Origin of the sequence: Sphingobacterium chungjuense, assembly GCF_011316935.1 — a bacterium.
Taxonomy (GTDB): Bacteria; Bacteroidota; Bacteroidia; order Sphingobacteriales; family Sphingobacteriaceae; genus Sphingobacterium; species Sphingobacterium chungjuense.
In genome coordinates this window covers 432,492-447,329 of sequence record NZ_WLYS01000004.1, presented here as the reverse complement: position 1 = coordinate 447,329, position 14,838 = coordinate 432,492, and the positions used below count along the sequence as shown (strand labels likewise).

The following is a 14,838-nucleotide window of genomic DNA, read 5'->3' as shown; positions in this document are numbered from 1 at the left end:
TTGCCGCTAAATTAGATTAAATCTTAATAAAATCAAAGGATTACGGCTGCACGCAAGCTAATCTGACGATACTAATTGCTAATTGTTTAGAATTTGTCTAAATTAGCGATCTGTTTACACTAAAACAGAAATTGATATCGACAACAATATGAAAATGAAGGTTTGGCTGCTATGCCTAACGACAATCTTAATAGCAAAGTGGGGAATGGCGCAGGAGCTGTATGAGGTAAAAATAACGATACAAAATCGCGATCAATCGTCACATATTGGTGAGAACTTCTTTATCACGGGCGCGTTTAATGGTTGGAAACCAGCGGCCGTATTAGTAGGAGCTATTCCGAAATACGGCGAAACGATTCAGGTCACTATTCCTTCAGTTTCCAAAGGGCTTTTTGAGTATAAATTCACGCGTGGAAATTGGGAAACCTTGGCCTCTACCTCCCAAGGGAATCTGGAAGGTCCGATCAAGCTAATCGTTACCGGCGATACCGCCTTGACGGCTACGATCGACGGTTGGCGCGATGATTATCCAGCTTCTACAGCTAGTCCGCAAGTACATATATTAGATAGCGCATTTTATTTTCCGAAACTTGACGTGCGGCGCCGCGTGTGGATTTACTTGCCAGAAGGATATGCAGATTCGCAAGAAAGCTATCCCGTGATTTATATGCACGACGGGCAAGATCTCTTTGACGAAGCCACTTCTAAAGGTAGGATTGGTCCGCTAGAATGGCGCGTAGATGAAGCGATTGATGAAGCAAAAGAAAAAGCTATAGTAGTGGCTATTGCCCATGCGGAAGATATTCAGCAGCGGCAAAATGAATATTTTGTGCGCCCGACTACGTCATTTCCGCAACCATTAGGCGAAGCCTACCTGCAAGATATCGTATCGGTGTTGAAACCATATGTCGATCAGCATTATCGTACTAAGGCAGATCGTGCACATACGGCGATGGCGGGAAGTTCAGTAGGCGGTTTGCTCACCTTTTATGCGGGCTTGTTGCATCCCGAAGTATTTGGAACAGTTGCTGTGTTATCGCCTTCAATTTGGCTGGATGAAGGCAATATTGACCAATCCATCGCCAACATTCCTGTGAAAGATGCATCTTTAATTCCCCATTTCTACTTCTACGGTGGCGGAAATGAGAATCGCATAAAGCCAGACGGCAGTCGCGTACGCATGCACGATGATATCGAACGCATCATCCAGATGATGCAAAATAGCGGACGGCAGCAGATGCAGGTGGTGATTGAGCCAGATGGCCGACATGGTGCGTGGTATTGGCAAAAAGCTTTTCCCTATTTCTATAGCTGGTGGACTTCACAGCTTTCCCAAAATAATAATCAACCTTAAATAAGAATTTTATCAATTTTTTTCAAAACATGAATCTACATATCAACAAACATCAGAAAAATGCCGCACGCTTGGTGATGGCCTTAGGGTTATTAGGTGCTGCTCACGGTGCTGCGGCGCAGCAAGTAGAAAAATCTGCTCCTGCTGGAACAGGTATTTATGAAGCGGTCATCAATCAGGCCGATGGACATATCTATATATCGAGTGCTGGTTCGAGATCAAATCCAGGTGGTGCCTTGTACAAAATTGATCCAGAAACCTTAGCGATTGTGGATAGCATTTCGATGAAAGATAATCCTCCTTTCGGATTGGGCATTAACAATAAAACGCAAGTGGTGTACACCACCAATACCAGAACGAACTCGGTAAGTGCCGTCGATCTAAAGACTAAAAAAGTGTTGGCTACGTTCAACGCCGGAGGCGATAAATCGCACACGCGTGAGGTATTGGTAGATGAAGATAACAATATGGCTTATGTGACTAATGTAGGCGATCCAAGTGATATTTGGGTAATCGATGGCAGAAGCAATACCGTAGTTCGCACCATTCCTAATACCGGTAAAACAACGACTGCATTGGCATTCAATAAGAAGAAAGACAAATTCTTCGCGACGAACATGGGTACAAATGAAATTGCGGTGATCGACATTAAAAGTGGTCAAGTAGAGAAAAGCTATCCTTCTGGTGGTGAATCACCAGTGAACTTAGTGTCTGCTGACGATCGTCTGTTTGTTGCTAATCAAAAATCCGGAACGGTCACGGTATTAGATGCGAAAACGGGTGCGGTTTTGAAGAGTATTCCAACAGGAGCAGGCGCTATCGGTATCACGTACGATAAGAAAACCAATCGCGTATATTCTGCTAACAGACAAACAGGCACGACTACGGTAATCGATGCGAAGTCTTATGAAGTATTGGCTGATCTGCCTACTGGCTCACATCCAAATCATGTGCGTGTCAATCCTAAAACGGGTGTTGCATTCGTCGTCAATAAAACAAAAGGTGGCCGTCCAGTCGAAGGGCAACCTGCTCCAGCAGCCGATACAAATGGCGATACGCTAACGAAAATCAAATAAAAAACGATATTTGCAGTTCCGGACAGTATAGCACAGCCTATTGGAGACAACAAAGAAAACTTCTATTCCAATACTATACGCAGGCTCCATCGTGAGCCTGCTCGTATTGATCTGGATTTCGCTATTTACTGGCGTCAAAGACATCGCCATGCGTGATGTCTTCGCGATGAATTCGGATCAGTTACTAGTGTTTACTATTGCGCGTATTCCAAGAGCGATCGCATTGGTGCTCACGGGCGCAGGACTGAGCGTAGCGGGCTTCATTATGCAGCAGCTTTCGCAAAATAAGTTCGTGTCGCCCACGACCGCTGGATCATTGGAAGCGGCGAAGATGGGAATTCTTTTCAGTATTTTGTTGATTCCACAAGCTTCTATGGGCATCAAGTCGCTTGCTGCTTTGCTATTTACGCTGGCGGCGAATCTATTGTTTATGCTGATGGTGCGTCGGGTGCGTTTTCGTAGTTCGGTGTTCATCCCCTTGGTCGGGATTATGTTTGGCAATATCTTAGCGGCCGTATCTACCTTCTTTGCGTTCAAGCATGGCATTGTACAAAATGTACAGGAGTGGATGATAGGTGACTTTTCTTCGGTATTGCAGGGGCAATATGAATCGATTTACCTGATTTTGCCGGCCGTGGTACTGGCTTACATTTATGCGGATCAGTTTACCATTGTGGGCATGGGAGCCAGCTTTGCCAAGAATTTGGGGATTTCGTACACGGCCATTGTGAATCTGGGCTTGTTTGCCGTTTCGCTTACCGTGAGTGTAAGCGTGGTAACGGCAGGAGCGATTCCATTTCTTGGTCTGATTGTACCCAACATGGTGAGTATGATGATGGGAGATAATCTCCGTCGTACGTTGCCGATGACGGCGCTGGCTGGTTCGATTTTTTTGCTGTTCTGCGATATTCTAGGCCGCACCATCATCTTTCCGTATGAAATACCGATTGGCTTGATGGTAGGCGTTATCGGCGGAATCATCTTTTTATTCTTAATCCTAAGACGAAATCGATGAAGCAGCAGAACAAAATAATTGTCTTGGTATTGCTAATGGGGACCATCATCGCCTTATTCATGTTGTACAATACGGGTCCGAATTTGGATTATGTGATTCCACGACGTGCAGTACGTTTGGCGACGATCTTATTGGTGGGCGTGAGTGTGGCCTATTCTTCACTCATCTTTCAGACGATTACGAATAATAAGATTCTGACACCAGCGATTATGGGCTACGAATCCGTATTTATTTTGTTCCAAACGGTCATCGTCTTTATTTATGGCGATAAGACCTTTCAGGTGATTACGCATCAGGATAATTTTTTCTATGCGGTATTGCTGATGATGGCATTCTCTTTTTTGATGTACATACTGATCTTTGGCAAAAGCAAGCAGAATATCTATCACCTGTTGCTGCTGGGTTTGGTGCTGGGTGCCTTATTTCAGACATTCGGGCAATTCTTACAGATCGTAATCGATCCCAACGAGTTTTCTGTCATTCAGGGATTTATGTTTGTTTCATTTAATAAGATTAACACCGATCTGCTGCTGATCGCTGGCGCCACGCTGCTGGGTGCGTTGCTCTTTGGTCAGCGTTATCTCAAATACCTCGACGTTATCGCGCTCGGGCGTGAGCACGCCGTAAATCTGGGGTTGAATTATAATAAATTGGTCAAGATTTACATGTTACTGATCTCGCTATTGGTGTCGGTATCTACCGCATTGGTTGGGCCAGTTACCTTCTTGGGGATTTTAGTGACCAATCTTACTTACGAATTATTTCAAACGCGCAAACACCATTACATGGTGTGGCTCTGTAGTGGCATAGCTTGTGTAGCCTTGTTATTAGGGCAATTTTTGGTAGAGCATATCTTTAACTTTTCGACGACGGTAAGTATCGTGGTTAATTTTGTGGGAGGGCTCTATTTTATGTATTTGATGCTTAAAACAAGGAAAGCAATATGATTCGTTTCGAACAAATCACGAAGACGTATGGAAAGCGCTTAGTGCTGGATAATATCTCTTGCAGCTTGCCCAAAGGGAAGATCACCTCGTTGATCGGGCCGAATGGAGCTGGAAAAAGTACCTTACTTTCTACTATCAGCCGGCTGCTAGATGCCGATCAAGGCAAGATTTACCTGGATGATATATGCTTGGACGATTATAAAAGTGAAGATCTGGCCAAGCGTTTATCCATCTTACGGCAGTCCAATCACATTGATCTTCGGCTTACGGTGAGGGATTTGGTGGCCTTCGGCCGATTTCCATATTCCAAAGGTCGACTCACAGCCGAAGATCAGGCACAGATTGATAAAGCGATTCACTTTGCGCAGCTCGAGGATATGGCTCATAGCTACATCGATGAGTTGAGTGGCGGTCAGCGGCAACGCGCCTTCATCGCGATGATTATTGCGCAGGATACCGATTACATCTTGCTAGACGAACCGCTGAATAACTTGGATATGAAGCATGCTGTTCTCGTGATGAAAACCCTGCGCCGTCTAGTCGATGAGCTCGGCAAAACGGTGGTAATCGTGATTCATGAGATCAATTTTGCGTCGCAATACTCTGATTATATTATTGCTATGAAGGATGGCAAGATCGTATATAATGACGAGACAGATCAGGTCGTGCAAGCCCACACTTTAAAAGAAGTATTCGGCATCGACTTCGATATCATTAGTAAAAACGGAAAAAATATTTGTAATTATTTCAATATAGAAACATGAAAAATCTTTTAAAATTGACGAGCATCGCTTGCCTTTTGTTTATGATGGCAAGCTGTAATAATAGCAGTTCTGAAAACGAAAATACCGCTTCGGATTCGACGGTAATTAGTCACAAACTGGGCAATACTACAATTTATGGGCAGCCGACCAAAATTGTGGTCTTCGACTTCGGATCGCTAGAAACCTTGAATGAATTGGGCATTAAGCCAGTCGGTATTCCTAAAAACTATACGCCCGATCATTTAGCTACGCTAAAAGACGATTCGGAAGTGGCGGATGCTGGCGGACTGATGGAACCGAATTTTGAGAAGATCAATAGCTTAGCACCCGATCTGATTATTATTTCGGCAAGACAAGAACGCTTTTACGACGAGTTTATCAAAATTGCACCGACCATATTTGTCGATATCGATAACAGCAACTACATGAAATCTTTTGAGGACAATTCGTTGCTATTGGGCAAGCTCGTAGGGCAGGAAGAAGTCGTAAAAGAAAAAATTGCCGCTACCAAAGAGAAATTGAAACAAGCGCAGGAACAATTAAAAAGTAATACCGAGAATGCCTTGATCGCGATGCACAATAATGGTCGTTTCAGTGTATATGGTGCCGGTTCTCGTTTTGGTTTTATCCATGCTGAGCTCGGTGTGAAGCCTGCTGTAGATCAGTTGGAAGAAGCGACACATGGACAGAAAGTATCCAATGAATTCATTGTAGAAACTGATCCAGATTACCTATTCATCGTTGACCGCAACGAAGCGGTAAAAGGAAAAGGCGCGGATAAAAGGGAAATTGAAAATAAGTTGATTCAGCAAACCAAAGCCTATAAACAAGGACACATCGTTTACCTGAATCCGCAAGTGTGGTATTTATCGGGCGGTGGTATTACCTCCACCAATATGATGATTGACGAAGCATTAAACGTGCTGAAAAAAGGATAGCTATGGAGCGACCAGTGATTGCCAAACACGTATTTCGGGTTTGGGCAAAAGAATATATAACCCCACATTATATCCGAATCACCTTGGAAGGGGAAGGAGCCAAAGAATTTGCGGCTTGTAGTTTGGGTGCGAACAATAAAATAATGATTCCGCCAGCGGGTCAAAAGGAAGTGAAATTAGCGGTTTGGGACGAAGCCAATAGCGAATGGATCTTGCCAGCAGAACATGAAAGACCACTAATACGTACGTACACGCATCGAGCAATTGATGTCGAGCATGATCGTATTGTGATCGAGTTTGTCGACCATGGTGATACAGGGCCAGCCTCTTCCTGGGCGCGTCGCGCCGAAAAAGGCGATGAATTGGGTGTAGCCATGAAAATCCGAAAAAGCACGCTGTATCCGGCAGCCGATTGGTATTTATTAGTTGGCGATGCGACGGCCATTCCAGTGCTACGTGTTATTTTAGATTCTTTACCTGCAGATGCAAAAGGACATTGTATTGTTGAGGTTCATGGACAAGAAGACGTGCAGGACGACTTTAAACATCCCGGATTCACGATCGATTGGGTATTCAATGCGGATCCAACTGCTGGAAGTACGCTACATCAAAAGGTGGTAGATACCATCATTCCGGCAGGCAAAGAATGTTTCGGTTATGTAGCCTGCGAATATCAAAGTGTAAAACAGATTCGCGAGTATTTTAAGAGTACGCTGGGTTGGGACAATAAATCGTTCTATGCATTTTCGTATTGGAAAGCGGGTACGGCCGAAGACAAATCGGCTGAGGAGCGTCGCGACGAAAGTAAATAAGAAGCATATGGCAACGGAAGAAGAATTGCAGGGCATCGCAGCACAGCTGCGATGCCCTGATGGCCAACATGGTGTACAGATTGGCGACAATATGAACGAGACCAACATCGACATGACCTTGCAAACGCTAGCTGCGCTGCAGTTAGCTGATGGTGATCAGGTGCTGGAGTTAGGTTATGGCAATGGCGGTCATCTTACCCAATTGATAGATTGCGCTAAAGATTTAAACTATGTGGGTGTCGATATCTCGCAGACTATGCAGACTGAAGCGCAGCAGCTCAATGCGGCACTGATGACACAACATGCGATCTGCTTCGACTGTTATGACGGATCGGTACTTCCTTATTCGGGTCAGTTTTTTAATAAAATATTTACGGTGAATACGGTATATTTCTGGGCAGATCCAGCAGCGATGTTGCGAGAGCTGGCGCGGGTGGCTAAGCCCGATGCGGTGCTGGCCATCACGTTTGCTAGTAAAGCCTTCATGCAGACTCTGCCATTCACGCAATATGGATTTACATTATACGAGCCCGCAGATCTGGAAGATTTGTTGCGCGATAGCGCTTGGGCAATGGCAGATCTGCAAAAAAGGACAGAGCAGGTGCGTAGTAAGGTAGGAGATCTGGTCGAGCGCATCTATTACATCGCGCTATTGCGTCAACGTTAAGCTCCTTCGTGATTCTTCTCTTAATTCGTGATTCTTCTCTTAAAATGAATCGGCATTATGCCGTTTCGATAATTCCTCCGTTATTTGTAGGACAGTAAGAAGGCTAAATAAAGGAGGGCTTGATGAAGAAGAACGAAGCAGATCCAAAGCAAAAATCGATCGGAGAATCGTCGCAACAAGCGTTGACTTCGCAGGTGTATGAAAGGCTGATAAATCATAATTTTATCGTCAATAAACAGCGGAAGATCGTCATAGAAGAGCTAGTTTCTCAAGAAGAACGTACTACGGCGGAACAACTTTGGTTAAAAATCTACAAAACGAAAAAGATTAGTATCACTACCGTATACAATACCTTAAACATCCTTTGTAGAAATGGTATTGCATACAAGTTTTATGACGAGATCAACCAAGCATTTTACATGATTGACCAAACATTTTTCTTGTAAGCTGGCATCATACAGATGTCGTGAGCGACACCAATACGAATTGCACAATCAGTGCAAGATCCAATAAATACACGGCATGATAATGTTTTTGCTGCGCGACAAAAATAAACTGGCGCAACAAAATGAATATGAAGAGATTAGTTGTCCACAATCCTACCTGAATGGGGAAAGTAAAAGGAGCGAATGCGATCAGCAACGTATGGAAGGCAATAAGCACATAATTTAGTTGTATCGCCTTTTGCTCGCCAATCATGGTCGGCACCGTTTTCAAATTGTAGTACGAATCTTGTTTGATATCCCGTACGTCAAACGGAAGTGTACATACCAATAGGAATAAGATTTTAATGATACCCAAAAAATTGGCGGCAGTCCAATCGATCGCGTGACCATCCATCCACGCTTCCACGACAGGTAATCCCACCGTACTCAACGACCACAGCACGGCAATATGAAACAACTTCAGTCCTGGAATCTGACGTAAGCCGCCGGTATTTTTTCCCAATCGAAGAAAAGGAATATTGTATAGCAGACTCAGTACACCGATAAATCCTAGATACAGCATGGTGTACCAATGAATATGCCATAAGCTATACGCTAACAACAATCCCGCAATAACAGTAACACTTATCATCGCTTGCTGATGACCAAAAAACCACCGCGTTCGTGCAAAAGGAGAATCAGCTGGCTTTGCAGGTTTTGCGTAAAACAAGCTCATATTATATAATGCCACTGTGGAACATCCTTCTATTAGCAAGATAAATGGGTTGGTCGGCAGATCAAGAATTAAGTAAGTCAGTGCGCTCTGCGCCACACTCGCTAGCGCAATGATCCCATTAGAAAAGACCAATATCCGAAAGACGTGAACCAGAAGCTTCATAGCTGCAGTCGAACAAAAACTTGTTTAAACATTCTTCTAAAACTTGGGTTTTTTTAATATAAAAGCTAAATTAGTTAAAGTTACGGGTCTTTAGGTCAATCAAATAACGATTTGGCTGGAAATAATAAATTCACCGTAATCTATAAACCTAACACAATACTTGAGAGAGATGAGTTTCCAAATGAATACCTTTGAAGCCTATCAACAGGCTTATGACAAAAGCGTTTCCGATCCGGAAGCATTCTGGGGAGAAGTTGCTGAACACTTCTTCTGGAAGAGAAAGTGGACCAATGTGCTTAATTGGAATTTTAAAGAGCCAGATATTCGTTGGTTCGAAGGCGCAAAGTTAAATATCACCGAAAACTGCTTAGATAGACATATTTACAATAATGGCGACAAGCCTGCCATTATCTGGGAGCCCAATGATCCGCAGGAGGCACATCGCGTTCTTACTTACAAACAGTTGTTAGCTAAAGTCGAGCAATTTGCACATGTGCTCAAAAATAACAACGTGAAGAAGGGCGATCGCGTGTGTATTTATTTGCCGATGGTTCCCGAGTTAGCGATTGCTACTTTAGCCTGTGCGCGAATCGGTGCGATTCATTCTGTGGTATTTGGTGGTTTCTCCGCTACATCGATTGCTGACCGTATCAATGATGCGGAATGTAAGCTGGTCATTACTTCCGACGGTGGTTTTAGAGGCAACAAAGTGTTGGAACTGAAAAATATTGTAGACGATGCATTAGTGCAATGCAAATCTGTCGAGCGTGTTATTGTACTTACGCGATCGCGCACGCCTGTGTCGATGATTAAAGGGCGCGATGTCTGGTGGGAAGATGAAATTTCGAAAGTAGAAACGCAAGGAAATCTTGCCTGCCCAGCAGAAGAGATGGATTCCGAAGATCCTTTATTCATTTTATATACTTCGGGTTCTACCGGTACGCCAAAAGGTGTGGTTCACAGCACGGCTGGATATATGGTATATACCGGTTATACTTTCTCTAATGTATTTCAATATCAACCCGATGAGGTTTACTTTTGTACAGCCGATATTGGTTGGATCACCGGTCATTCGTACATCGTTTACGGACCACTTTCTCAAGGGGCGACTTCGGTCATGTTCGAAGGAATTCCAACTTTTCCAGATGCAGGCCGTTTTTGGGATATCGTAGCCAAACATAAAGTGAATATTCTGTATACAGCTCCTACCGCCATCCGATCTTTAATGGCATTTGGCGATGAATATTTGGAAAATAAAGACTTGAGCAGTATTCGAAAATTGGGTTCTGTTGGTGAGCCAATTAACGAGGAAGCTTGGAATTGGTTCAGCGAAAAGATCGGTGGGGGTGAAGCTCCAATAACCGATACGTGGTGGCAAACAGAAAATGGTGGAATCTTAATAGCGCCATTAGCAGGTGTGTCTCCAACCATTCCAGGTTATGCGATGTTGCCACTTCCTGGTGTGCAACCTTGTTTGATGGACGAAAATGGAAAAGAGATTGTCGAGAATGATGTTACCGGAAATTTGTGTATCAAGTTTCCTTGGCCAGGCATGCTGCGCACCACCTGGGGCGATCATGAGCGTTGCAAGAAAACCTATTTCTCTACGTACGAAGATATGTACTTCACAGGTGATGGTTGCTATCGCAATAAAGATGGGTATTATCGTATTACTGGACGTGTGGATGATGTGCTGAATGTTTCCGGACATCGTATCGGTACTGCAGAGGTAGAAAACGCGATTAATATGCACTCCGACGTGGTTGAATCGGCTATCGTAGGCTATCCGCACTCGGTAAAGGGACAAGGCATTTATGCGTATGTAATCGCTAACCATCATGGTAATGAAGATGAGACGAAGCAGAATATCTTGCAGACGGTCACTCGATTAATTGGTGCGATCGCGAAACTTGATGTAATTCAGTTCGTAGATGATCTGCCAAAAACACGATCTGGTAAAATCATGCGTAGAATCTTACGCAAAATCGCTGAAGGCGATACCGATAATTTTGGTGATACGTCGACATTGCTGGATCCATCAATCGTAGAGAAAATCGTTGCCGGAGCGAAAGAGCAGAAGAAATAAGAACCTCGGCATCGCAATGACGCGATATTTTAATTAAAAAAGCCGTCTGACATAAAATCAGACGGCTTTTTTGATGTTATTCCGTTAAGAAAAACTACAAGTTTTTCTTAACCAATTCTGGGTTAATGACCACAGCAGCATCTTGGCGCTCTTTACCGCGAATATGCGTCACAGAGATGGGGCCTTTGATATCTACCGTGAAATCGCTAATCTCATCAGAAGCCAATTGCTTGGCCTTCGCTTTGAAAGACAATTCAATAAAACCTTGATTGTAGATCAATCCTTTGTCACCAGGCTTATTGCTGGCGTCGAATTTAGGCAGATCCAAGCGTTTGATTTTGATTTTATAATCCGAACTCGTTTCTGGTGTCAATGCGTGACGAGTTTCATGTGTTCCGAAATTGTACGCAGCATTACCCACATATGCTTTCTTCAGATCCATCGTACCATCCGCAGCAACAGGGACTTCGATGTATAATTTGATACCTTCTTTGACAGTTTTTAGTTTGTAATCTTGCGTTTGATCCGTCTGCACCTCATCGTAACCGGTGTTTTTTGCTGTAATCTGGAAGCGACGTACTTTAACTACATTTCCTTTAGGATCAACGCTTTCATAGACTAATGGCGTAATATCATTGCTTTGTCCTTCGATTTCTGAACCTTCTGCGGCATATAATACACGAACAAATTTTGTGCTATGTGTTTTGCCTTCGGCAGTAAAGGTTCCTACGTCCTTCGCTTTTTTATCCGAGGTTAGTGTCGTTTCGTTTGCTGGAGTTTTGTCATGATCTTCACTATGTGCGAACGATGTCGCTGCGGTAAAGGTAAGTCCGCACGCCAAAAGAACAAGTTGTTTGCTAAATTTCATTGTCGATGATTTTAAGTAGTGTGTTTCTTTAGACAAACATACTATTTAAAATCATTCTAAACAACAAATCCTAGGGTTTTTATCCTATATGCTGTAAAATTTTGTCTGCTAATACATCGGATAGCTTATAGTAACTTTCTACCGTCCAGCCAGCCACATGCGGACTGAGTAATACATTATCTCGACTCGTTAGGTCAGCAAACCAAGATTGCTCGGCGAGCGCTGGAAATTTTTCTACAGGGAGCACATCGAATGCTGCGCCACGGATTTTTCCTTCATCCAATCCCTTCAATACGGCAGGTACGTTGACAATGCCGCCACGCGCTCCCATTAAAAAGAAGATAGGTTTGCGAAAATGACGTAGGTATTCCTCGTCGACCAAGCCTTTCGTTTCTCTTGTCAATGGAATATGGAAGCTGAGTACATCGGCTCGCTTTACGATTTCTTCCATCGATACTTCCCGTGCATATTGATCGGAAAAGCCAGTTTTATATTTGTCGTACGCAATCACCTCGACTTCAAAACCGGACAGTTTTTTGGCCATGGCTTGTCCATTGTGGCCATAGCCAATCAGCGCCACGGTCGCACCTTTGAGTTCGAGTCCGCGGTTTTCTTCGCGCAACCATTGTTGATTGGCAATTTGCTGGTGCGCACGACGCAAATTGTTCATCAAGCTAAGCAGCATACCGATCATATGTTCGCCTACCGCATCACGGTTACCTTCGTTGGCTGGGAAAAGCTGAATGCCGCGTTGCTGCGCTGCCACCTCATCAATATTATCCATACCTGCGCCAGCACGGCCGATAAAACGAAGTTTAGGCGCCTGCAGCAGAAAAGCTTCATCCACAAAAAATTTCGAACGTATAATTAAGCCCTCAACATTTTTTACTAGTTCTTCTGCTTCTTGGCGAGAAATATCAGGCTGATAAATTAACTCAAGATTTGCTCGTTGAAGTTTTTCTAAAAATATCGGATGTATATCGTCTACGATAAGAATGCGTGTTGTCATCAGGAAGGATTGATAGTCAAAAAATCTTGCTTTAATAATTTATTCAGCGAGGCTTCGCTCCATTTGGCCGGCATCGCCCGCATCAAGGCATTGCGGATTGGCACAAGAATCGGATTAGACCACTGTGCGATCTGGCCGATTCGCCAAGAAGTATCCGTGATATAGCGTGTGCGCGCTAATCTTCTACGCTGAAAGTTTATAAATGCTTGTTCTGCTGTTTGGTTCTTTTTTAATTCATCGGTCAGCACGGCCACATCTTCCAATGCTTGGCAAGCGCCTTGTCCCATATTGGGTGTCGTTGCATGTGCTGCATCACCAATTAAAAGGATGGCGCCGAAGGCGAATTGTGATAGCGGCTTGATATCCACAATATCATTCCACAACAAATCCTCGGGCGCGGTATGCTGTAGGATGGTAGGAATAGGCGCGTGGTAATTGCCAAAATGTTGGAGTAGATCTTGCGGCCTGTAGTTTTTATATTTTTCGTCTTGCGCTTTGGCATTCAGGCAGGCGTACCAATATACGCGATCGCGTACAAGCGGCGTCATGCCAAATCGGCCGTTGATGCCCCAAGTTTCAGAGCCATGTTTCAGTCCGATGTTCGCATTATTGATCGTGGCGCGCCAGCAGGTATAACCAGCATAGCGCGGCTTAGCATTTGGCAACAATTGTTGGCGGATTGGTGATTTGACGCCATCCGCAACGATCAGATAGCGACAGCGATAAGTGCTGCCATCGGCAAAAAAGAGTTGAATACTTTCTTGCTGCTGTTCGTAACGAAGGATTCGTTTGCCAAGCAAGATTTGTTCGGCATTTATTTTTGATTGCAGAAAAGTATGCAAATCTGCCCGATGTACGGTGAGGTTTTTTTGCTGATACTGCGTGCCTAAACGCGCGGTATCAGGCGCAATCAACACGCGACCTTTGTCGTCGAGAATATTGTAAGTTTCGGTATAAAAACCAAGCTGCTCTGCTTCTTCTCGTAATCCCAAATAGTCAAAAGCGCGCATTGCATTGGCCGCGAGGCCAAATCCAGCTCCAATGCCGCGAAGCTCATCTGCTTGTTCGAAAATTAGAAAATCTCTGCCCGAGGCGTTTAGGGAAATGCCCATACTCAATCCTGCTACTCCGCCGCCGATGATGGCAAATTCACAGTCTAGGCTTTTCATAGCGCGGCGGCAATCTCGTTGGTGAGGTTTTCGAAGTCTGAAACGGTTAACCGCTCTGCGCGTAGTTCATACAAAGGATTATCGGTCATGCGATCTTTTGGAATCACGGCCGATAAGGCGTTGCGAAGCGTTTTTCGACGTTGATTGAAGCCCGCTTTCACCACGCGCCAGAAAAGTTTCTCATCGCAATCTAACGTAACTCTTTCATTGCGCGTCATGCGCATCACGCCCGAAAGTACCTTTGGTGGTGGCGTAAAAGCGCCTGCTTTGACCGTGAAAAGATATTCTACCTCGTAATAAGCTTGCAGAAAAACACTCAAAATCCCATATTCTTTGTTGCCCGGTTTGGCGACACAGCGCTCGGCGACTTCTTTTTGAAACATACCAACCATCTGTATCACTTTTTGGCGTTCGTCTAAGATTTTAAATAAAATCTGTGAAGAGATGTTGTACGGGAAGTTGCCGATGATGGCTAAGCTATCCGGAAAATGTTGGCTGAAATCCAATGCTAAAAAGTCGCCGTGGATCAACCGATCTCCCAAGTTGGGATATTGGTTGGCAAGGTAGCCCACCGATTCGTCATCCACATCAATGAGCCAAGTTTGGTAGTTTTCTTCGCGCGTTAGCAAAAAATCGGATAAAACTCCCATTCCCGGTCCTACTTCTAGTACCTGTTTGAATCCTAGTTCAGGTTGCAAAGCATCGACAATTCGCAAGGCTGCGGATTTGTCGTTTAGGAAATGTTGGCCGAGGTGTTTTTTCGCGCGTACTGTACTCATAGTGCTTGTTTGATGTATCAAAAGTACGCAA

The 14,838-nt window shown here is 44.2% G+C and carries 15 protein-coding genes; 10 read left to right on the top strand and 5 right to left on the bottom strand.

Features of this window, described 5'->3' with window-relative positions; genetic code table 11:
- The first annotated feature begins 154 nt into the window (after positions 1 to 154).
- From GKO22_RS12555 to GKO22_RS12515, 9 genes are all read left to right on the top strand, one after another.
- Positions 155 to 1,354, top strand: coding sequence for an alpha/beta hydrolase (locus GKO22_RS12555; protein ID WP_166335525.1), 1,200 nt, complete (start codon positions 155 to 157; stop codon positions 1,352 to 1,354).
- Between the two features lie 29 nt (positions 1,355 to 1,383).
- Positions 1,384 to 2,430, top strand: a complete 1,047-nt coding sequence (locus tag GKO22_RS12550; protein ID WP_166335523.1) for a YncE family protein — start codon at positions 1,384 to 1,386, stop codon at positions 2,428 to 2,430.
- Positions 2,431 to 2,470: 40 nt separating this feature from the next.
- On the top strand, positions 2,471 to 3,445 hold the full coding sequence (locus tag GKO22_RS12545) for an ABC transporter permease (protein WP_206367892.1): 975 nt from the start codon (positions 2,471 to 2,473) through the stop codon (positions 3,443 to 3,445).
- Positions 3,442 to 4,392: an iron chelate uptake ABC transporter family permease subunit gene (locus GKO22_RS12540; protein ID WP_166335522.1), complete on the top strand. Its 951-nt coding sequence runs from the start codon at positions 3,442 to 3,444 to the stop codon at positions 4,390 to 4,392. The genes GKO22_RS12545 and GKO22_RS12540 overlap by 4 nt, the downstream gene beginning before the upstream one ends.
- Positions 4,389 to 5,156 carry an iron ABC transporter ATP-binding protein gene (locus GKO22_RS12535; protein ID WP_166335520.1) on the top strand — a complete coding sequence of 256 codons (768 nt, stop codon included), beginning with the start codon at positions 4,389 to 4,391 and terminating at the stop codon, positions 5,154 to 5,156. Before GKO22_RS12540 ends, GKO22_RS12535 begins: the two co-directional genes overlap by 4 nt.
- A complete protein-coding gene (locus GKO22_RS12530; RefSeq protein WP_166335518.1) occupies positions 5,153 to 6,094 on the top strand; it encodes a siderophore ABC transporter substrate-binding protein in 942 nt (313 codons plus the stop codon). Before GKO22_RS12535 ends, GKO22_RS12530 begins: the two co-directional genes overlap by 4 nt.
- A 2-nt stretch (positions 6,095 to 6,096) precedes the next feature.
- Positions 6,097 to 6,906: a siderophore-interacting protein gene (locus GKO22_RS12525; protein WP_166335516.1), complete on the top strand. Its 810-nt coding sequence runs from the start codon at positions 6,097 to 6,099 to the stop codon at positions 6,904 to 6,906.
- A 7-nt stretch (positions 6,907 to 6,913) separates the two neighbouring features.
- Positions 6,914 to 7,573, top strand: a complete 660-nt coding sequence (locus GKO22_RS12520; RefSeq protein ID WP_166335514.1) for a class I SAM-dependent methyltransferase — start codon at positions 6,914 to 6,916, stop codon at positions 7,571 to 7,573.
- Between the two features lie 122 nt (positions 7,574 to 7,695).
- Positions 7,696 to 8,019 (top strand): transcriptional repressor, encoded by a 324-nt coding sequence (locus GKO22_RS12515; RefSeq protein ID WP_166335512.1) that lies wholly within the window; start codon positions 7,696 to 7,698, stop codon positions 8,017 to 8,019.
- A 7-nt stretch (positions 8,020 to 8,026) separates the two neighbouring features.
- Here the strand turns inward: GKO22_RS12515 and GKO22_RS12510 are convergent, their stop codons facing one another.
- Positions 8,027 to 8,896, bottom strand: coding sequence for a UbiA prenyltransferase family protein (locus GKO22_RS12510; RefSeq protein WP_166335510.1), 870 nt, complete (start codon positions 8,894 to 8,896; stop codon positions 8,027 to 8,029).
- Between the two features lie 181 nt (positions 8,897 to 9,077).
- Between GKO22_RS12510 and acs the strand changes: the two genes are divergently transcribed.
- Positions 9,078 to 10,982 carry an acetate--CoA ligase gene (gene acs, locus GKO22_RS12505; RefSeq protein WP_394352160.1) on the top strand — a complete coding sequence of 635 codons (1,905 nt, stop codon included), beginning with the start codon at positions 9,078 to 9,080 and terminating at the stop codon, positions 10,980 to 10,982.
- Positions 10,983 to 11,076: 94 nt separating this feature from the next.
- Here the strand turns inward: acs and GKO22_RS12500 are convergent, their stop codons facing one another.
- From GKO22_RS12500 to rsmA, 4 genes are all read right to left on the bottom strand, one after another.
- Positions 11,077 to 11,850, bottom strand: coding sequence for a hypothetical protein (locus GKO22_RS12500; RefSeq protein WP_166335506.1), 774 nt, complete (start codon positions 11,848 to 11,850; stop codon positions 11,077 to 11,079).
- Positions 11,851 to 11,929: 79 nt separating this feature from the next.
- Positions 11,930 to 12,859 (bottom strand): NAD(P)-dependent oxidoreductase, encoded by a 930-nt coding sequence (locus GKO22_RS12495; RefSeq protein WP_166335504.1) that lies wholly within the window; start codon positions 12,857 to 12,859, stop codon positions 11,930 to 11,932.
- Positions 12,859 to 14,028, bottom strand: coding sequence for an FAD-dependent monooxygenase (locus tag GKO22_RS12490; protein ID WP_166335502.1), 1,170 nt, complete (start codon positions 14,026 to 14,028; stop codon positions 12,859 to 12,861). Before GKO22_RS12490 ends, GKO22_RS12495 begins: the two co-directional genes overlap by 1 nt.
- Positions 14,025 to 14,807: a 16S rRNA (adenine(1518)-N(6)/adenine(1519)-N(6))-dimethyltransferase RsmA gene (gene rsmA / locus GKO22_RS12485; protein ID WP_166335501.1), complete on the bottom strand. Its 783-nt coding sequence runs from the start codon at positions 14,805 to 14,807 to the stop codon at positions 14,025 to 14,027. Before rsmA ends, GKO22_RS12490 begins: the two co-directional genes overlap by 4 nt.
- Between the last annotated feature and the right edge of the window lie 31 nt (positions 14,808 to 14,838).